Annotated in this window: 14 protein-coding genes, 1 tRNA gene, 3 rRNA genes and 1 pseudogene; 15 read left to right on the top strand and 4 right to left on the bottom strand. The window is 59.9% G+C overall.

The genetic code is table 11. The features are described 5' to 3' along the window. The first annotated feature begins 375 nt into the window (after nucleotides 1-375). From QYQ98_RS04195 to QYQ98_RS04180, 4 genes and pseudogenes are all read left to right on the top strand, one after another. Nucleotides 376-1,892, top strand: a 16S ribosomal RNA gene (locus QYQ98_RS04195). 380 nt (nucleotides 1,893-2,272) lie between these two features. Continuing rightward, nucleotides 2,273-5,345, top strand: a 23S ribosomal RNA gene (locus tag QYQ98_RS04190). Nucleotides 5,346-5,517: 172 nt separating this feature from the next. After that, nucleotides 5,518-5,635 (top strand): 5S ribosomal RNA (rrf, locus tag QYQ98_RS04185). The 16S, 23S and 5S rRNA genes sit together here, the layout of an rRNA operon. Before the next feature lie 342 nt (nucleotides 5,636-5,977). Further along, nucleotides 5,978-6,301: pseudogene (locus QYQ98_RS04180) on the top strand (ABC transporter permease); the annotation flags it as partial. 20 nt (nucleotides 6,302-6,321) lie between these two features. On the opposite strand, the gene QYQ98_RS04175 reads toward QYQ98_RS04180, so the two are convergent. Then, nucleotides 6,322-7,550, bottom strand: a protein-coding gene (locus QYQ98_RS04175) for an IS3 family transposase (protein WP_302005885.1) whose coding sequence is annotated in 2 segments (ribosomal slippage) — nucleotides 6,322-7,274 and nucleotides 7,274-7,550 — 1,230 coding nt in all. Because the reading frame shifts where the segments join, the coding sequence is not laid out codon by codon here. A gap of 58 nt (nucleotides 7,551-7,608) precedes the next feature. Here QYQ98_RS04175 and QYQ98_RS04170 point away from each other — a divergent pair. Next, a complete protein-coding gene (locus tag QYQ98_RS04170) occupies nucleotides 7,609-7,761 on the top strand; it encodes a hypothetical protein (protein ID WP_302007497.1) in 153 nt (50 codons plus the stop codon). A gap of 49 nt (nucleotides 7,762-7,810) precedes the next feature. On the opposite strand, the gene QYQ98_RS04165 is transcribed toward QYQ98_RS04170, so the two are convergent. Further along, nucleotides 7,811-8,263 (bottom strand): CrcB family protein, encoded by a 453-nt coding sequence (locus QYQ98_RS04165; RefSeq protein ID WP_302007496.1) that lies wholly within the window; start codon nucleotides 8,261-8,263, stop codon nucleotides 7,811-7,813. Further along, nucleotides 8,260-8,622, bottom strand: a complete 363-nt coding sequence (locus QYQ98_RS04160) for a CrcB family protein (protein ID WP_302007495.1) — start codon at nucleotides 8,620-8,622, stop codon at nucleotides 8,260-8,262. Before QYQ98_RS04160 ends, QYQ98_RS04165 begins: the two co-directional genes overlap by 4 nt. Before the next feature lie 129 nt (nucleotides 8,623-8,751). On the opposite strand from QYQ98_RS04160, the gene pgm reads away from it, so the two are divergent. From pgm to QYQ98_RS04130, 6 genes are all read left to right on the top strand, one after another. Next, nucleotides 8,752-10,410 carry a phosphoglucomutase (alpha-D-glucose-1,6-bisphosphate-dependent) gene (pgm, locus tag QYQ98_RS04155; protein WP_302007494.1) on the top strand — a complete coding sequence of 553 codons (1,659 nt, stop codon included), beginning with the start codon at nucleotides 8,752-8,754 and terminating at the stop codon, nucleotides 10,408-10,410. Between the two features lie 106 nt (nucleotides 10,411-10,516). After that, nucleotides 10,517-11,053 (top strand): DoxX family protein, encoded by a 537-nt coding sequence (locus QYQ98_RS04150; RefSeq protein WP_367881640.1) that lies wholly within the window; start codon nucleotides 10,517-10,519, stop codon nucleotides 11,051-11,053. A 60-nt stretch (nucleotides 11,054-11,113) separates the two neighbouring features. Continuing rightward, nucleotides 11,114-11,878: a thioredoxin domain-containing protein gene (locus tag QYQ98_RS04145; RefSeq protein WP_302007492.1), complete on the top strand. Its 765-nt coding sequence runs from the start codon at nucleotides 11,114-11,116 to the stop codon at nucleotides 11,876-11,878. 112 nt (nucleotides 11,879-11,990) lie between these two features. Continuing rightward, nucleotides 11,991-12,066, top strand: a tRNA-Ala gene (locus tag QYQ98_RS04140). Nucleotides 12,067-12,143: 77 nt separating this feature from the next. Next, the gene (locus tag QYQ98_RS04135; RefSeq protein ID WP_302007491.1) at nucleotides 12,144-12,635 is read left to right on the top strand and encodes a methylated-DNA--[protein]-cysteine S-methyltransferase; all 492 of its coding nucleotides are present in this window, start codon (nucleotides 12,144-12,146) and stop codon (nucleotides 12,633-12,635) included. After that, nucleotides 12,616-13,419: a fructosamine kinase family protein gene (locus QYQ98_RS04130; RefSeq protein ID WP_302007490.1), complete on the top strand. Its 804-nt coding sequence runs from the start codon at nucleotides 12,616-12,618 to the stop codon at nucleotides 13,417-13,419. The genes QYQ98_RS04135 and QYQ98_RS04130 overlap by 20 nt, the downstream gene beginning before the upstream one ends. On the opposite strand, the gene nadE is transcribed toward QYQ98_RS04130, so the two are convergent. Continuing rightward, complete coding sequence (gene nadE / locus QYQ98_RS04125) at nucleotides 13,416-14,336, bottom strand: ammonia-dependent NAD(+) synthetase (protein WP_302007489.1); 921 nt, start codon at nucleotides 14,334-14,336, stop codon at nucleotides 13,416-13,418. The genes QYQ98_RS04130 and nadE overlap by 4 nt on opposite strands. Nucleotides 14,337-14,540: 204 nt before the next feature. Here nadE and ykgO point away from each other — a divergent pair, with 204 nt between their 5' ends. The 4 genes from ykgO (at nucleotide 14,541) to nrdE (ending at nucleotide 18,274) form a co-directional block, all read left to right on the top strand. Further along, complete coding sequence (ykgO, locus tag QYQ98_RS04120) at nucleotides 14,541-14,663, top strand: type B 50S ribosomal protein L36 (protein ID WP_005288826.1); 123 nt, start codon at nucleotides 14,541-14,543, stop codon at nucleotides 14,661-14,663. 449 nt (nucleotides 14,664-15,112) lie between these two features. Further along, a complete protein-coding gene (gene nrdH / locus QYQ98_RS04115; RefSeq protein WP_302007488.1) occupies nucleotides 15,113-15,346 on the top strand; it encodes a glutaredoxin-like protein NrdH in 234 nt (77 codons plus the stop codon). A 194-nt stretch (nucleotides 15,347-15,540) separates the two neighbouring features. Beyond that, the gene (gene nrdI, locus QYQ98_RS04110) at nucleotides 15,541-16,065 is read left to right on the top strand and encodes a class Ib ribonucleoside-diphosphate reductase assembly flavoprotein NrdI (RefSeq protein ID WP_302007487.1); all 525 of its coding nucleotides are present in this window, start codon (nucleotides 15,541-15,543) and stop codon (nucleotides 16,063-16,065) included. Nucleotides 16,066-16,111: 46 nt separating this feature from the next. Further along, nucleotides 16,112-18,274 (top strand): class 1b ribonucleoside-diphosphate reductase subunit alpha, encoded by a 2,163-nt coding sequence (gene nrdE / locus QYQ98_RS04105; protein ID WP_302007486.1) that lies wholly within the window; start codon nucleotides 16,112-16,114, stop codon nucleotides 18,272-18,274. The last annotated feature ends 38 nt before the right edge of the window (nucleotides 18,275-18,312 follow it).

Genomic DNA, 18,312 nt, shown 5'->3' with positions numbered 1-18,312 from the left:
AGCGGTTGTTGCCGTTTGTTGTTGGGTGTGCGTGTGTTGTGTGAGAACTCGATAGTGTGCCAATTGTTTTTGTCTGGTTGGTTTGTGTGGCTGTTTGTGCACTTTTTGGTGTGTGCTGGTCGGTGTTGTTTGAACCATTGATGGGATGACACTGTTCTGGTTGGTTGCATTGGCTGATTGGATGTTTGTTGTTGCTCTTTTCTCCTCGTCGGAGGGGGTGGCAATGTGGATGGACCCTTTTGTGGGTTTGTTCTAGTAATTTTTGGATTGCCAGGCTGCATGATGCGATGGGTTTTTGTTGTGTTGTGTGGTGTGGTTTGTTTTGGTTGGGTTTTGGGCTTTTCACGGCCTGTTTCACTGGTTTTGTTGAAACTTTTTGTGGAGAGTTTGATCCTGGCTCAGGATGAACGCTGGCGGCGTGCTTAACACATGCAAGTCGAACGGAAAGGCCCAAGCTTGCTTGGGTGCTCGAGTGGCGAACGGGTGAGTAACACGTGGGTGATCTGCCCTGCACTTCGGGATAAGCCTGGGAAACTGGGTCTAATACCGGATAGGACTGCCGTTTAGTGTCGGTGGTGGAAAGTTTTTTCGGTGTGGGATGAGCTCGCGGCCTATCAGCTTGTTGGTGGGGTAATGGCCTACCAAGGCGTCGACGGGTAGCCGGCCTGAGAGGGTGTACGGCCACATTGGGACTGAGATACGGCCCAGACTCCTACGGGAGGCAGCAGTGGGGAATATTGCACAATGGGCGCAAGCCTGATGCAGCGACGCCGCGTGGGGGATGACGGCCTTCGGGTTGTAAACTCCTTTCGTCAGGGACGAAGCGAAAGTGACGGTACCTGGATAAGAAGCACCGGCTAACTACGTGCCAGCAGCCGCGGTAATACGTAGGGTGCGAGCGTTGTCCGGAATTACTGGGCGTAAAGAGCTCGTAGGTGGTTTGTCGCGTCGTTTGTGGAATACCGCAGCTTAACTGTGGGGTTGCAGGCGATACGGGCATAACTTGAGTGCTGTAGGGGAGACTGGAATTCCTGGTGTAGCGGTGGAATGCGCAGATATCAGGAGGAACACCGATGGCGAAGGCAGGTCTCTGGGCAGTAACTGACGCTGAGGAGCGAAAGCATGGGTAGCGAACAGGATTAGATACCCTGGTAGTCCATGCCGTAAACGGTGGGCGCTAGGTGTGAGTCCCTTCCACGGGGTTCGTGCCGTAGCTAACGCATTAAGCGCCCCGCCTGGGGAGTACGGCCGCAAGGCTAAAACTCAAAGGAATTGACGGGGGCCCGCACAAGCGGCGGAGCATGTGGATTAATTCGATGCAACGCGAAGAACCTTACCTGGGCTTGACATACACCGGATCGGGCTAGAGATAGTCTTTCCCTTGTGGCTGGTGTACAGGTGGTGCATGGTTGTCGTCAGCTCGTGTCGTGAGATGTTGGGTTAAGTCCCGCAACGAGCGCAACCCTTGTCTTATGTTGCCAGCATTTGGTTGGGGACTCATGAGAGACTGCCGGGGTTAACTCGGAGGAAGGTGGGGATGACGTCAAATCATCATGCCCCTTATGTCCAGGGCTTCACACATGCTACAATGGTCGGTACAACGCGCAGCGATACTGTGAGGTGGAGCTAATCGCCTAAAGCCGGCCTTAGTTCGGATTGGGGTCTGCAACTCGACCCCATGAAGTCGGAGTCGCTAGTAATCGCAGATCAGCAACGCTGCGGTGAATACGTTCCCGGGCCTTGTACACACCGCCCGTCACGTCATGAAAGTTGGTAACACCCGAAGCCAGTGGCCTAAACTCGTTAGGGAGCTGTCGAAGGTGGGATCGGCGATTGGGACGAAGTCGTAACAAGGTAGCCGTACCGGAAGGTGCGGCTGGATCACCTCCTTTCTAAGGAGTTTATTTTTTCTGGCCCACGGTTGTGGGTTGTTGTTGGTTGAGTGCCTGTGTGTGGTGCTGCTGACGTTTTTTGAAATTCCAGGTGGATGCGCATCTTTCCCGGTTGGATGCTGGGGTGTGTGTGGATGGTTGTGTGGGCCTGCTGGGCGGAAATGATTGGTGCACTGTTGGGTGTCTGGGGCAGCACATGGTGCTTGCATGCATGGTTTGTGTGTGTGGGTGGTTGTTCCTGGTGGCTTACTGCTTGCTGGCTGGCATGGTTGTGTGTTGGTTGGTGGTGGTGGGTGTGGTGTGTGAGAACTGTATAGTGGACGCGAGCATCTTGTTTTTTGTTTGTGTGTGTTTTGTTTGTGTGTTGGGTTATTCGTGTGTGTTTGTTGTTTAAGGGCGCATGGTGGATGCCTTGGCATGCTGAGCCGATGAAGGACGTGTGAGACTGCGTTATGCCTCGGGGAGTTGTCAACAAAGCGTTGATCCGAGGGTGTCCGAATGGGGAAACCTGGCCGTGGTTGTGTGCGGTTACCCGTCAGTGAATGCATAGCTGGTCGGGGGGTGACGCCGGGAAGTGAAACATCTCAGTACCGGCAGGAGAAGAAAATAATAATGATTCTGCTAGTAGCGGCGAGCGAACGTGGATGAGGCTAAACCGTGTGCGTGTGATACCTGGCAGGGGTTGCGTGTGCGGTGTTGTGGGGTGTGGCTGGTCGTGTTCTGCCAGATGCGTCCACATGGTGCGTGTGTAAGCGGAAGTGGTCTGGGATGGCCCACCGGAGTAGGTGAGAGTCCTGTACGTGAATGTGCATGTGCGTGTGGTGGCCATATGTGCCCCGAGTAGCAGCGGGCTCGTGGAATCTGCTGTGAATCAGCCGGGACCACCCGGTAAGCCTAAATACTCAGTGTGACCGATAGTGGATAAGTACCGTGAGGGAATGGTGAAAAGTACCCCGGGAGGGGAGTGAAATAGTTCCTGAAACTGTGTGCCTACAATCCGTCAGAGCACCTCTTTGTGTGTGATGGCGTGCCTTTTGAAGAATGAGCCTGCGAGTCAGCGGCATGTCGCGAGGTTAACCCGTGTGGGGTAGTCGTAGCGAAAGCGAATGCTAATTGTGTGTTGTAAGTGGCATGTCCTGGACCCGAAGCGGGGTGATCTACCCATGGCCAGTGTGAAGCAGCTGTAAGAGGTTGTGGAGGCGCGAACCCACGTAGGTTGAAAACTGCGGGGATGAGCTGTGGGTAGGGGTGAAAGGCCAATCAAACTCCGTGATAGCTGGTTCTCCCCGAAATGCATTTAGGTGCAGCGTCGCGTAGGTGTGCCGGAGGTAGAGCTACTGGTTGGTTGAGCGGGACTATCATCTTAGCAATGTCAGCCAAACTCCGAATGCCGGTTACATGTGTGCGCGGCAGTGAGACTGTGGGGGATAAGCTTCATAGTCGAGAGGGAAACAGCCCAGATCGCCGGTTAAGGCCCCTAAGGGTGTACTAAGTGGAAAAGGATGTGTAATCGCGAAGACAGCCAGGAGGTTGGCTTAGAAGCAGCCACCCTTGAAAGAGTGCGTAATAGCTCACTGGTCGAGTGGTTGCGCGCCGACAATTCAGTGGGGCTCAAGTACACCGCCGAAGCCGCGGCAGCAGTATTGCTGGGTAGGGGAGCGTCGCATGTGGGGTGAAGCATGATCGTAAGGGCGTGTGGACTGCATGCGAGTGAGAATGCAGGCATGAGTAACGAATGATACGTGAGAATCGTATCCGCCGAATGACTAAGGGTTCCTGGGTCAAGTTCGTCTTCCCAGGGTGAGTCGGGTCCTAAGGCGAGGCCGACAGGCGTAGTCGATGGTCAACGGGTTGATATTCCCGTACCCGTATGTATGCGCCCAATGATGAACCGGTGATACTAACCACCCTGACCGCCTGCCATGGCCATCTTTGATGGTTGGGTGGGTGTGATGCGTGGGGCCTGATCTGTAGTAGTCAAGTGATGGGGTGACACAGTTTGGTAGCTACGCCACTTATTGGATTGTGGTGCAAGCGTGCAGCACGGCACCTAGTGAAATGCGGGTGCCATAAGTGCCAGGCGTGATGCGTAACCCTTATTGGGTGATGGTGGTGATCCTATGCTGTCGAGAAAAGCCTCTAGCGATGTGTATGTACGGCCCGTACCCGAAACCGACACAGGTAGTCAAGTAGAACATACTCAGGCGGTCGGGTGAACTGTGGTTAAGGAACTCGGCAAATTACCCCCGTAACTTCGGGAGAAGGGGGGCCACAACAGGTGAACCGGTCATGCGTCGGTGAGCGTGTTGGGGTCGCAGAAAAGAGAGGGAAGCGACTGTTTATCAAAAACACAGGTCCGTGCGAAGACGGTTAAGTTGATGTATACGGACTGACGCCTGCCCGGTGCTGGAAGGTTAAGAGGACCTGTTAGGACACCTGTCCGAAGCGGAGAATTTAAGCCCCAGTAAACGGCGGTGGTAACTATAACCATCCTAAGGTAGCGAAATTCCTTGTCGGGTAAGTTCCGACCTGCACGAATGGCGTAACGACTTCCCTGCTGTCTCAACCACAGGCCCGGTGAAATTGCACTACGAGTAAAGATGCTCGTTTCGCGCGGCAGGACGAAAAGACCCCGGGACCTTCACTATAGCTTGGTATTGGTGTTTACTGCGGTTTGTGTAGCATAGGTGGGAGACTATGAAGCGCTCACGCTAGTGGGTGTGGAGTCGGCAAGTGAAATACCACTCTGACCGTAGTGGATGTCTTAACCTTGGCCCATGATCTGGGTTGGGGACAGTGCCTGGTGGGTAGTTTAACTGGGGCGGTTGCCTCCCAAAGAGTAACGGAGGCGCCCAAAGGTTCCCTCAGCCTGGTTGGCAATCAGGTGTTTAGAGTGTAAGTGCACAAGGGAGCTTGACTGCGAGACCAACACGTCGAGCAGGGACGAAAGTCGGGACTAGTGATCCGGCACCTACTTGTGGATGTGGTGTCGCTCAACGGATAAAAGGTACCCCGGGGATAACAGGCTGATCTTCCCCAAGAGTCCATATCGACGGGATGGTTTGGCACCTCGATGTCGGCTCGTCGCATCCTGGGGCTGGAGTAGGTCCCAAGGGTTGGGCTGTTCGCCCATTAAAGCGGCACGCGAGCTGGGTTCAGAACGTCGTGAGACAGTTCGGTCTCTATCCGCCGCGCGCGCAGAAACTTGAGAAAGGCTGTCCCCAGTACGAGAGGACCGGGACGGACGTACCTCTGGTGTGCCAGTTGTTCCGCCAGGAGCACCGCTGGTTGGCTACGTACGGAAGGGATAACCGCTGAAAGCATCTAAGCGGGAAGCCTGTTTCAAGATGAGGTTTCATAGGTTCCCCATAGACGATGGGGTTGATAGGCCAGATCTGGAAGCACCGCAATGTGCGAAGGTGACTGGTACTAATACACCAACCAACAAACCACAACGTGCACCCAACCTAGGGCACAACACAAAAAACACAGACAAAAACGTCTACCCGCGTCCACTATGCAGTATCTGACACACCACACACACACTGTGTGGCCACCCAAAAAAACTACATACACCCGCACCACACCCACGTGGTGCGACCATGACGACAAACCCCAAAGGTGTGTCGGTGGTTGATAGCGGTGGGGAAACGCCCGGACCCATTCCGAACCCGGAAGCTAAGCCCACCCGCGCTGATGGTACTGCACCCGGGAGGGTGTGGGAGAGTAAGTTACCGCCGACCAAAAACTTCACACATACACCGGTCACCACCCGATCAACGGACAGTGACCGGTTTTCGTGTTTCTGGCGCTTTGCTCGTCGGCGCATCGGGTGCAGGCAGAGCTCGACGCCCACACGTTTCAGTAGGCTTCTAAGTCTGCGTGGATTTAGCCAGGTTGAACAGATGCATCCAGAGCTAAAGGAGTGGGACAATGGGCGGGCATTCGGCGTCGGAGGAGGGGGTAGTAGGGGGCGTCGATAAGACGAAAACCGCTGCGGCGCGAGCGGTGACTGTGGTGAAGGCCTATGGTTCTGGCGGGACGCAGGTGAGAGCGTTGGATGGTGTCAGCTACGAGTTTCGCCGCAGGATGCGGTGCACGACGACATCGTGGTGCAGGTCCGCTCTTCGGAGGAGGTCGGCGGGGAAGCGCTGCAGATGGTCAAGCAAATGCTCAACATCCTGTACGCGCTGTTGTCGCTGGCGGTGGCGATCGCGATCCTGGGCATTGTGAACACCCTTACGCTGTCGGTGATCGAGCGCCGCTAGGAGATCGGGATGCTGCGTGCGGTAGGCACGCAGCGCGGGCAGGTCCGCACGATGATCATTTTCGAGTCGGTGCAGATCGCAGTGTTCGGTGCGCTGCTCGGTGTGGCTGCCGGCCTGCTGCTGGGCTGGGCGTTCCTGAAGCGTCCTGGTTTTCGTTCCGCTTATTGAACGCCCAACGGGTGGGCGTGTGATTGTTGATAGTAGGCGTCTTCCATCTCTTGTGGAGTGATGTATCCCAATGACTCGTGCAGGCGATGGTTATTCCACCAGTACACCCAGCGAAGGGTCGCGATCTCGACTTCCCCAACCGACGCCCACGGCCGGTGGGGATAGATCAGCTCGGTCTTGTATAGACCGTTGACCGTTTCCGCCAACGCGTTGTCGTAGGAATCGCCGACGGTGCCAACGGACGGATCAATCCCAGCGTGAGCAAGCGCCTCACTGTAACGAATGGACACGTACTGCGAGCCGCGATCGCTGTGATGGACAAGTCCTTCAGCACGGAGATCACCTGCGTGATAAAGAGCATGCTCAAAAGCCTCAAGAGGCAGCTCATCGGTGCGCATGCTCGCCCTGGTGGCAACCCCGACAATCTTGCGGGAGTACGCATCGGTGATGAACGCGGTGTACGCAAACCCCGACAGGGTACGCACGTAGGTGATGTCAGCGACCCACAGCCGGTGCGGCGCTGACGCGGTGAAGTCACGATTGACCAGATCAGGACGACAATCCGGGACATCAGCCCGAAGCGTTGTGATCGGAGTGCGGCCCCTTCTGCGGCCTTGGATGCCGGCGAGTTTCATCAACCGTGCCGTCTGATCACGACCGATGTCCCAGCCGGCGCGCTGCATGGCCTTCCACATCTTGCGTACCCCGTACACGCTGAAGTTGTCCTCGAAGACTTTCACCAATTCGGGGATAAGCAGCGCGTCTGACAAGCTCCTGGCCGACGGGGCTCGTGTTTTCGCTGCTCGGTAGCCACGAGAGGTGATAAACCCACATTCTGTCTGCCTTAACGTGCGACAGATGGCCTCGACCCCGAAGCGATCGCGATACGTGTCGATGTATTCGATCATCTTCTGGTGGGACGGTCGAGTTCCGCTGCGAAAAAAGCTGAAGCGGTCTTCAAGATCTCGTTTGCCCTGCGCAGCTCTTTGTTCTCTTGCCGCAGACGCTTCAGTTCGTCGTCGACCGACTCGCCAGTGCTCCGCTGAACGTCGGGGGACGCTTTGACAGGTTTCAACCAGTTGTTGAGCGTGTGCGCCGAGACACCGAGCTTCTCGCCGATCTCCTCCGCCGCCGCCCACTTCGAGCACCCCTCAAGCTCAACGAGCTCCTCGGCTAACCGCACCGCCTTGTCCTTGAACTCGTCACTGAACTTCCTAGGCATGGTCCAATCCTCCTCTAGAAACGATCGGAACTAAACCCAGGACACTTCATTCCTGACTGTGCTCGCCGATAAGGGGCTGAAGAATATCGCCTACCCGTGGACGATGATCGCGGTGATGCTCGCCGGCTCGGTTCTCGTCGGTGTCGTGGCGGCCTTGTGGCCGGCGCAGCGCGCGGCGAAAACACCGCCGCTGGACGCGATCGCGGAGTGAGCTGGGTCCTGAACGAGCTGGGCCTGATCGGGGGCGCCCCGGGTGCGGCCTAGAACGGCGGGATCACCCGCAGCCCGTACCGCAACCCGAACCACGCCGAGGCGACACCGAGGGCGCAGGTGAGCAGGACATAGCGGGTGAGCGGCCACCACTGCTTCTGCGCCACCATGCCGCCCATTTCTTTTGCCATCGTGGACAGGGTGGACACGGCACCGCCGAATCCGGCGCCGAGGAACGCCGGCCACATCACCGGCATGGCGGCGGAGAATCCGAGGACGGCGGAGCCGACCATGTTCGCGGCGAATGTGCCCACGGTTCCGGGCAGTGCGACGCTCAGCGCCCAGCGGGCTAGTCCGCCGAGGAATGCGCCGAAGCCGACGAGGACAAACAGCAGGAAGACGGTGCGCGCACCATCGCCGGTGCTCAGGGCTTCAAGCAGGTGGGAGCCGACAACACCGTCGGGGCCCTGGAATTGGGGAGTACGGGGTGTCAGGTCGGTCATGGAGTCACCTCCGCGGGGCGGGCGCGTCGGTGCCGCAAAGCGTTGCCCAGCTCCCATGCCGCGAGCCCGATGATCATGGTCCCGCCCATGAAGAGCAGCGCGATCAAAGCGCTGGATTGCATGGCCAAGAACGATACAGCGGAGAATGTGGTGAAGCCGCCGATCATGCCACGCCCGAAGAACGGGCCCGGGTCGAAGCGCCCCATGAGGAAGCAGCCGATGAAGTTGATCACGAAGATGATGATGATTTCGGCGGGCGGCTCGGGAGCCATCAGCGGTGTGAAGGCAAAGCGGGCGAGGGCGCCGAAGGATGCGCCGAACCCGATCGCGAGGCCTTCCTTGAGTGCTGCGTCAACCACATTTCAACGGTAACGCACGCCCCGTTCGTGCGGGCAACGGCCCGGATCGTGGCGGAGGAGCGGAAACCGGGGGAAGATGGGAGGTACAGGGACAGCACCGACGCACAAGGAAGCATCTAAGGAGCAACTATGGCGCACACGAGAGCCGGCCAACAAGCACTTCCGGAGGATCTCATCGATATCGCGGAGGTAGTCACCGCCTACTACACGCGAGACATCGACGCCGCAGACCCGGACCAGCAGGTGGCCTTCGGCACCTCCGGTCACCGAGGGTCGAGCCTGGACAACGCGTTCAACGAGCAGCACATCTGGGCGACGACGCAGGCGATTGTGGATTACCGCCGCGAGAACAACATCGGCGGCCCCGTCTACATCGGCCGCGACACGCACGCGTTGAGCGAGCCGGCGATGGTCTCCGCGCTTGAGGTCCTCATCGCTAACGGCATCGAAGTGCTTGTCGACGCCGCGGGGCGCTACACCCCGACCCCCGCCGTCTCGCACGCGATCCTGGCGCACAACGCGAAGCTGGCCGGCGGTGTGACGGGCACCGACCCGAAGCGCGCCGACGGCATCGTGATCACCCCGTCCCACAACCCGCCGCGCGACGGCGGCTTCAAGTACAACCCGCCGTCGGGCGGCCCGGCGGACACGGACGCGACCGACTGGATCGCCGCTCGCGCGAACGACTACCTGGCCAAGGGGCTCGACGGCGTGGCGCGCACGCCGGTCAGCGGGGTGCTGGACGAGCGCGCCGGAAGGCACCCGTTCATGGACAACTATGTGGCGGACCTGCCGAACGTGGTGGACATCGATGCGATCCGCGAGTCTGGTTTGGGGATCGGCGCCGACCCGATGGGCGGGGCGAGTGTGGACTACTGGGGAGCGATCGCTGAGGCTCACAACCTCAACCTCACCGTGGTGAACCCGGAGGTGGACGCGACGTGGCGGTTCATGACGCTGGACACCGACGGCAAGATCCGCATGGACTGCTCGTCGCCTAATTCCATGGCGAGCCTGGTGGCCAACCGCGACAAGTACGACATCGCCACAGGAAACGACGCGGACGCGGACCGCCACGGCATTGTCACACCGGACGCGGGCCTGATGAACCCGAATCACTACCTCGCGGTGGCAATCGAGTACCTGTTCTCCCACCGCGAGGGCTGGGGCGAGGACACCGCCGTGGGCAAGACGCTGGTGTCGTCCTCGATGATCGACCGGGTGGTCGCCTCGCTGGGCCGCGAGCTCGTCGAGGTTCCCGTCGGCTTCAAGTGGTTCGTGCCGGGGCTTATCGACGGCACCGTCGGCTTCGGCGGCGAAGAATCCGCTGGAGCCTCCTTCCTGCGCAAGGACGGGACAGTGTGGTCGACGGACAAGGACGGTCTGATCATGGACCTGCTCGCGTCCGAGATCACTGCAGTGACGGGCAAGACCCCGTCCCAACGCTACGCGGAGCTCGAGGCCGAATTCGGCGCGCCTGTTTACGCCCGTACCGACGCCGAGGCGAACCGCGAACAGAAAGCGACGTTGAAGAAGCTCTCCCCGGACCAAGTGGAGGCCACCACTCTCGCCGGCGACGAGATCACCGCGAAGCTTACCGAGGCCCCCGGCAACGGAGCCGCCATCGGCGGGCTGAAGGTCACCACCGACAACGCCTGGTTCGCCGCCCGCCCGTCCGGCACGGAGGACAAGTACAAGATCTACGCTGAGTCATTCAAGGGGCAGGAACACCTGGAGCAGGTGCAGCAAGAAGCGCAGGACGTCGTCCGCGCAGTGCTCGGTGAGTAGGCCCTGGAAAAATTGAGGGCGAACCGGTGATCCCCTCAGTGTGGTGATGCAAGCCTCACTGCGGGGATCTTCCTCGGTGTCTCGCTCATGGGCTAATGTCATTGAGGTGACAACCAAGCAGGACGTGCAGATGGCCGAGGCCCAACCGCTGGAAGTCCCCGAGGAGGGGCAGGTGGAACGGGGGGCGGGGGAGACGTCGAGAAGCGAATTCATGCTCGACGCTCTCTCTGCTCTCGCGCGCTTCGGCCTGGCTCTGATGTGGATCTACTCGGGTTCGACGAAGCTGGGCAACCACATGACCGTGACGCAGAGCATCGAAGCGTACGAGATTTTCACGCCGTACTGGTCCAGTCTGCTCGCCAACATCATCGGCCCGGCGGAAATCGCCGGCGGGCTGATACTGCTGCTGGGCATCAAGATCCGCCCAGCAGGGTGGGTGTCGTTCGGCGTACTCGTCCTGTTTATCATCGGCCTGAGCTCCGCTCACCACCGGGGACTGCAGCTCGACTGCGGCTGTTTCGGGCCCCAACCCGACAGCAACGCCGGCGACTTGTTGTGGGCTATTGCCCGCGACATCGGCCTGATCGCCGTAACGCTATTCATGATTTACCGGCCGTTTAAGAAATTCGCGCTGTACCCGTAATATTTCGCGGTGAAACAGTTCGACCTCAACAACATCTCAACACACAGAAGGTGATGAACTTTGGCTTCCTCCAAGCCGAAAACGACAAAGGGCTCCACGAAGGTGGTCAACCCGAACACCGGCGGTAGCAAGGGCTTCTTGTGGGTGCTTCTCGCCCTGTTGCTCATTGGCGCGCTGGTGATTGGCCTGATCGTGTACAACGGCCGCGGTGCGCAGTCCGACCGTCAGGCAGAGAAGATCCAAAACGTCGACGGCGTGAACATGGAATTCACCGACAATACCTTCACGCTGAGCGGCGAGGGCGCGGACGGTGCGAAGGAAGCAGCCCTCTACGAGGATTTCTCCTGCCACTACTGCGCGGAACTGGCTGAGAAGACCGACGACAAAATGCTGGACAAGATCAAGTCCGGTGAGCTCACGGTGAAGATCCACCCGATGATCTTCCTCGACGGAACGGGCGGGCAGTACAACCCGGGCCATTCCACCCACACGCTCGCAGCGGTGCTCGCGCTCGCCGAGAAGGGCGAGACTGAGGCCTACTGGAATCTGCGCAAGGCTCTCCTCGAGCAGCAGCAAAGCCTGTACGGCAGCGCTGACGCGAACACGCTGGCCGACATGGCGAAGGACTTCGGTGCGTCCAAGGATGCAGTTGAGGCTATCCGCAACGGCGATTATGAGGAGAAGGCCAAAGAAGTCGGCGTGGCAAACGAGCAGGACTTGGAGGACAAGACCGGCGAGCTGTCCTCCCCGCGCGTGCTTGTCGACGGCAAGGATGTCGAGTCTAACCCCCTCGAGAACTGGATCGACGACCTCCTGGCTAGCTAAATACGCTGGCAGCGGGCGATTTGGGTCTCGCCCGCACGCCGGTGTATATTTATCAAAGTCGCTCGGCGGGCGCTGCTGCTTGAACAGCAGAGGCTAGATCCGCCGCAGTAATGGGGCTATGGCGCAGCTGGTAGCGCACCACACTGGCAGTGTGGGGGTCACGGGTTCGAATCCCGTTAGCTCCACCACTTTCACCCCGCGATCTGTCACAGGTCGCGGGGTTCTTCGCTGCACGCACACCGCAGGCGGCGCTATCTTGGGGTGCATGGATGAGCTTCAGTTCCACGAGATTGATTCGCCGATCGGCCGGATCGGTGTGGTTGTGTCGCCGGCGGGGGTGGCGAAGGTGCTCTTCGAGTCCGACGACATCGACGCAGAGCGGGAGAAGATCGGCGCAGAGGCGGTCGTGCCGTTGGCAGCGGCCCAACTGTCCGAATATTTCTCGGGGCAGCGCCGCGAATTCACTGTGCCGTTGGACTTCCGTTTCGCCACCGGCTTCCGGGAGGAAGTGCTGCGCGAGCTGGCCCGAGTGCCGTACGGCCAGACCACGACCTACCGCGAGTTGGCGAAAAAAGTGGGCAACCCGAAAGCCGTTCGCGCTGTGGGCGGCGCTTGCGCGAATAATCCGTTGCCGCTGCTCGTGCCATGCCACCGCGTGCTGCGCGTGGACGGTGAACTCGGCGGATACCGCGGCGGCTCCGAGATGAAGCGTTTCTTGCTCGGATTAGAGGGAATCGATGTCGAACGCACGCGATGAGGCCTTTGCTGCAGGCGATGTCTTTGTGAAGCAGGGCAGTGCGCCCGGTGCGGCCGCGGCGGAAGCCGCGTACCTTCGGTGGCTACGAGAGGGATCCGCCGCCGTGGTCGAGGTCATCGAGTTGGATGAGGGCGCGAACACCGTCACCATCGAGCGCGTCGACAGCGCCCGTCCGACTGCCGATGCCGCACGTGAAGCAGGGCGCGAGCTTGCCGCGATCCACGCGATGGGCGCCGATGCGTTCGGTGCTCCAGCCGACGGCTGGGACGGCCCCAATTTCATCGGCCGCGCGCAGCAAGAGTGCAGGCCGGTAGAGCGGTGGGCGGAGTTCTACACGGCACAGCGTGTGCTGCCTTTCGCAGAGAAAGCCAACCGCAGGGGGAATGTGGACGCGGGCGGTCTTGAAACGGTCAAACGGGCCTGTAATGCGCTGCTCGACGAGGATGAAAACGCACCGCTCGCACGTATCCACGGCGACTTGTGGGCTGGCAACCTGTTGTTCTCATCGACCGGACCGCGGTTTATCGACCCGGCGGCGCACGGAGGTCACCCGCTGACGGACATCGCCATGCTCGAGCTCTTTGGAGCGCCGCATTTGAGCGCAATTATCGAGGGCTACCTAGCCGCCGGTGGCGCTCTCGGCAATGCATTTGGCGGGGACTGGGAGCGGCGTATTCCGATCCACCAGCTCCACCCGCTCGCAGTCCACGCCTATACCCATGGTCCGAGCTACGGTTCAGCGCTGGTGCGGGCGGCGGAGGAAACGCTGCGGCTCGTCCGCTAGCGCCACCAGGTCTCGGCGGGGCCGGGTGACAGGTGGCGCTTATGCTGGCCGACGGCCCAGAGGTGTTCGAGGCGGTCGGCGGCGGAGGCGTCGATAAGCGTGCCCTCGAGGTAGTCGTCGATCTGGGTGTACGTGACTCCGAGTGCTTCCTCGTCAGGAAGTGCCGGGCGGTCTTCCTCCAGGTCGGCGGTGGGCACCTTCTCATAGAGGCGCTTGTCCGCCTCGAGGTGCGCTAGAAGTTGTGCGCCCTGGCGCTTGTTCAGTCCGGCAAGGGGGATGAGATCGGCCGCGCCGTCGCCGAATTTGGTGAAGAAGCCGGTGAGGTTCTCCGCCGCGTGGTCGGTGCCGACTACCAGGAGGCCCAGTTCGCCGGCGATGGCGTACTGGGCGGTCATGCGCAGGCGGGCTTTGACGTTGCCCTTGTTGAAGTCGCTGAGCTTGTTCAGTTCAAGACCTTTGGCGACCTGGCTAGCGAGCACGGTCGTTGCTGGTTCGATGTCGACGGTGACGCGACGGTCGGGCTGGATGAAGTCGAGAGCGAGCTGGGCGTCGTCCTCGTCCGCCTGCACGCCGTGGGGGAGACGCACGGCGACGAATGTGGCCTCGCGTCCCTGTTCCCGTGTCTTCTCCACTGCCAATTGCGCGAGCTTGCCCGCGAGCGTCGAGTCCTGGCCGCCTGAAATGCCTAGAACGTAGCCCTTCGCACCAGTCTTTTCCAAGTAGTCGACGAGGAAATCCACGCGCCGGGCGACCTCCCCGGCGGGAGCGATGACGGGTTGGATCCCCAGAGCAGCAATGATTTCCTGTTGGGTGGCCCCGATCGCGTCGTGGGACGGGTGTTCGAACTGGTGTGCGGTAGGTGCGGCGGTGGGTGTGCCGGAAGTAGCGTCAGAAGTAGTGTCGGACTCGAGTGACATGCCCGCCATCGTAGCGCGGAAGCATTCCCCAGCTCCGCCGTTTTGGTGCTGCGGAGCCGGTCAGGTAGCATTGACACCCGTTGCACGGCAGCGCCATCTTGTGGCGCGCCGACTAAAGAACCGGTTGACCGCCGCCACCTGCATGGATATCCGTGAAACCGCGGCGGGCATCCGGAAAAACGAACGAGTAGAAAGGAGCGCCCGATGAAGGTCCGTAAGTCCCTTCGGTCGCTGAAGAACAAGCCGGGCGCTCAGGTTGTCCGCCGCCACGGCAAGGTGTACGTGATCAACAAGAAGGATCCGCGCTTCAAGGCTCGTCAGGGCTAGTCGCAGTTTCCTAACGCCCCCGTCGCAAAGGGTGCACGCATTGAATGCGGTGTGCTCGCGGCGGGGGCGTTGTGCGTTCATTGCTCGCACTGACCGGGGGCCGTGTCGGGGTTCTGGTGCGGAGGGGTGACACTATTCCGCGTGAAATTCCACCCGTGTAAGCCAGTCTTCGTGTGTGAACGCGTGTGGCAGAACTACATGTAGGTTATTTCCCCTGGCTATCCTGCGAATACCATGCGTGTAACTACTATATATAGTATCGCTTGCCATAATCTGGCACAACGTATAGTGTTTCAAGGTGTTCGCCCCCGACGGGGTGCGGGCGCGGCGCATCGCTCGATGCCGCACCACTCTTACGTTGATTCGAGCGCTAGCGGCACCCCTGGGGCCGCCAGGTAAGTCTCACTAGCCCCCGAACATCCTCTGAGAAGAAAAGAGCCTTGAGAACAATGTCGATCACCCTTTACACCAAGCCGGCCTGCGTCCAGTGCAATGCGACGAAGAAGGCGCTCGACCGTGCAGGTCTGCAGTACACCACCGTGGACATTTCCATGGACGATTCCGCCCGCGACTACGTCATGGCGCTCGGTTACCTGCAGGCCCCGGTTGTGGAGGTTGATGGGGATCACTGGTCTGGTTTCCGCCCGGACCGGATCCGCACGCTCGCCGAGGGTGCTGCGTAACCGCTCGAAAGAAGCTTAAGCCGTCACGTTGTTGGCAGCTTAACGTTTTGCCGGAGTGACTCGCGAGCGGTCCGGGGAGGGTGTTCCTTTCTGGGGCACCGGTTCGGCACCATCCCCACATAGCAGGTCAGTCCGCCAGCCGCGTTCACGTTCACTTTTTTGCTCACGTTCATTTTTGAGGTCAGCTATCTGCCATGTTGGTCGTCTACTTTTCTTCCGCGACGGGCAATACGCATCGCTTTGTAGAGAAGCTCGGTCTTCCCAGCGCCCGGATTCCACTGCGCCGCACAGATGCTCCGCTCAAGGTGGATCAGCCCTATGTGCTGCTTTGCCCGACATATGGCGGCGGGGTCTCGTTGAACCACGAGAATTCTCGTCCGGTTCCGGTGCAGGTGATCCGTTTCCTGAACGATGAAACGAACCGGAACCTGCTGCGCGGCGTCATCGCCGGAGGCAACTCGAATTTCGGTCCTGACTTCTGCAAGGCCGGAGATGTCATTGCCGCCAAGACAGGGGCACCGTACCTGTACCGCTTCGAGTTGATGGGCTCGGAGGAGGACGTGGAGATGGTGCGCGAGAACTTGGTGGGCAACGCGCATAAGCTCGGCCTTGAACCGCTCACCGCGCATGAGCGTGAGGTGCTTGAGGTGCGTCGGGCGGAGACGTCGGAAAGCGCCCAGCGGCTTGCCCGGCTGCGCGCCCGTTACCAAACTGTTTAGCTCTATTTTCAAATAAAACCACTGCTTGAGAAAGGTCCGATGAACCGTGTCCGACACCCTGGGTAAGACTGTTGCCGAGCCGGTCGACCAGTCCGAACAGCTCGATTACCACGCGCTGAACGCGCTTTTGAATCTCTACGACGAGAACGGCCAGATCCAGTTCGACAAAGACCGTGAGGCGGCGAACCAATACTTCCTCCAGCACGTCAACCAGAACACGGTCTACTTCCACGACTTGGAAGAGAAGATCGATTACCTGGTGGAGAACAAGTACTACGAGCCGGAGACGATTGAAAAGTACGAGTGGTCCTTTATTAAGGACACGTTCAAGCGGGCCTATTCGTACAAATTCCGTTTCAAGTCTTTCTTGGGCGCGTACAAGTACTACACGTCGTACACGTTGAAGACGTTCGACGGCCGCCGTTACCTCGAGCGGTTCGAGGATCGGGTGTCCATGACCGCGTTGTTCCTCGCCGACGGTGATGAGGCACTGGCGACCTCGCTGGTGGATGAAATCATGACGGGCCGTTTCCAGCCCGCCACCCCGACGTTCCTCAACGCCGGCAAGGCGCAGCGCGGCGAGCTTGTCTCCTGTTTCCTGCTGCGCATCGAGGACAACATGGAGTCCATCGGTCGCGCCATCAACTCGTCGCTGCAGCTGTCCAAGCGCGGCGGGGGAGTGGCGTTGCTGCTGTCCAATATCCGCGAGTCGGGCGCCCCGATCAAGCACATTGAGAACCAGTCGTCCGGTGTCATCCCCGTGATGAAGCTGCTGGAGGACTCTTTCTCCTACGCCAACCAGCTCGGTGCGCGCCAGGGTGCCGGCGCGGTGTACCTCAACGCGCACCACCCGGACATTCTGTCCTTCCTGGACACGAAGCGCGAGAACGCCGACGAGAAGATCCGCATCAAGACGCTCTCCCTCGGCGTGGTCATCCCGGACATCACCTTCGAGCTGGCCAAGCGCAACGACGACATGTACCTGTTCTCCCCGTACGACGTGGAGCGGGTCTACGGCGTCCCGTTCGCCGACATTTCTGTCACGGAGAAATACGAGGAAATGGTCGAGGACCCGCGAATCCGCAAGTCCAAGATCAACGCCCGCCAGTTCTTCCAGACCATCGCGGAGATCCAGTTCGAGTCGGGCTACCCGTACATCATGTTCGAGGACACGGCGAACAGGGCGAACCCGGTGAAGATCGGCCGCGTGAACATGTCCAACCTGTGCTCCGAGATCCTGCAGGTGAATACGCCGTCCGTGCTCAATGAGGACCTGACGTACGCGGAGCTGGGCAACGACATCTCCTGCAACCTGGGCTCGCTCAATATCGCCATGTCGATGGATTCGGACGACTTCTCTCGGACGGTCGAGACGGCTATCCGCGGCCTCACCGCCGTTGCGGACAAGACGTCGATTGATTCGGTGCCGTCCGTACGCGAGGGCAATGACGCCTCCCACGCGATCGGTCTGGGCCAGATGAACCTGCACGGCTACCTCGGCCGCGAGCATATCGACTACGGCTCGGAGGAAGGCCTGGACTTTACCAACGCCTACTTCGCCGCCGTGCTCTACGAGTGCATCAAGGCGTCACATGCGATCGCGGTGGAGAAGGGTGAAGCGTTCGAGGGCTTCGAGCGCTCCGAGTACGCCACCGGAGAATTCTTCGACCGCTACAACCCGTCAGACTTCCAGCCGAAGACGGAGCGGGTCAAGGAGCTGTTCGCCAACTCCTCCGCGCAGCCGCCGACCGCGGAGCAGTGGGCGCAGCTCAAGGAAGAGGTCGCGCGCGACGGCATTTACAACCGTTACCTTCAGGCTGTCCCGCCGACCGGTTCGATCTCCTACATCAACAACTCCACCTCGTCGATCCACCCGATCGCCTCCAAGATCGAGATCCGCAAGGAAGGCAAGATCGGCCGCGTCTACTACCCGGCGCCGCACATGGACAACGAGAATATCGATTTCTTCAAGGACGCCTACGAGATCGGCTACGAGAAGATCATCGACACCTATGCGGTGGCCACGAAGTACGTCGACCAGGGACTGTCACTCACGCTTTTCTTCAAGGACACTGTGACCACGCGTGACCTCAACCGCGCGCAGATCTACGCGTGGCGCAAGGGTATCAAGACCCTCTACTACATCCGCCTGCGCCAGATGGCGCTGGAAGGAACCGAGATCGAAGGCTGCGTGTCCTGCATGCTGTAAGGCACGCTTGACGACGCCTCCGCACACCCCTTTTCCCT

The organism is Corynebacterium sp. P3-F1, assembly GCF_030503635.1.
Lineage (GTDB): Bacteria > Actinomycetota > Actinomycetes > Mycobacteriales > Mycobacteriaceae > Corynebacterium.
This window is presented reverse-complemented; position numbering and strand designations above follow the sequence as displayed.

Bases quoted from the DNA above. Each gene is read 5' to 3' on its own strand.
- QYQ98_RS04165 (WP_302007496.1), bottom strand. From the start codon at position 8,263: ATGACCGACCTGACACCCCGTACTCCCCAATTCCAGGGCCCCGACGGT.
- pgm (WP_302007494.1), top strand. From the start codon at position 8,752: ATGGCGCACACGAGAGCCGGCCAACAAGCACTTCCGGAGGATCTCATC.
- QYQ98_RS04135 (WP_302007491.1), top strand. From the start codon at position 12,144: ATGGATGAGCTTCAGTTCCACGAGATTGATTCGCCGATCGGCCGGATC.
- QYQ98_RS04130 (WP_302007490.1), top strand. From the start codon at position 12,616: ATGTCGAACGCACGCGATGAGGCCTTTGCTGCAGGCGATGTCTTTGTG.
- nadE (WP_302007489.1), bottom strand. From the start codon at position 14,336: ATGTCACTCGAGTCCGACACTACTTCTGACGCTACTTCCGGCACACCC.
- ykgO (WP_005288826.1), top strand. From the start codon at position 14,541: ATGAAGGTCCGTAAGTCCCTTCGGTCGCTGAAGAACAAGCCGGGCGCT.
- nrdH (WP_302007488.1), top strand. From the start codon at position 15,113: ATGTCGATCACCCTTTACACCAAGCCGGCCTGCGTCCAGTGCAATGCG.
- nrdI (WP_302007487.1), top strand. From the start codon at position 15,541: ATGTTGGTCGTCTACTTTTCTTCCGCGACGGGCAATACGCATCGCTTT.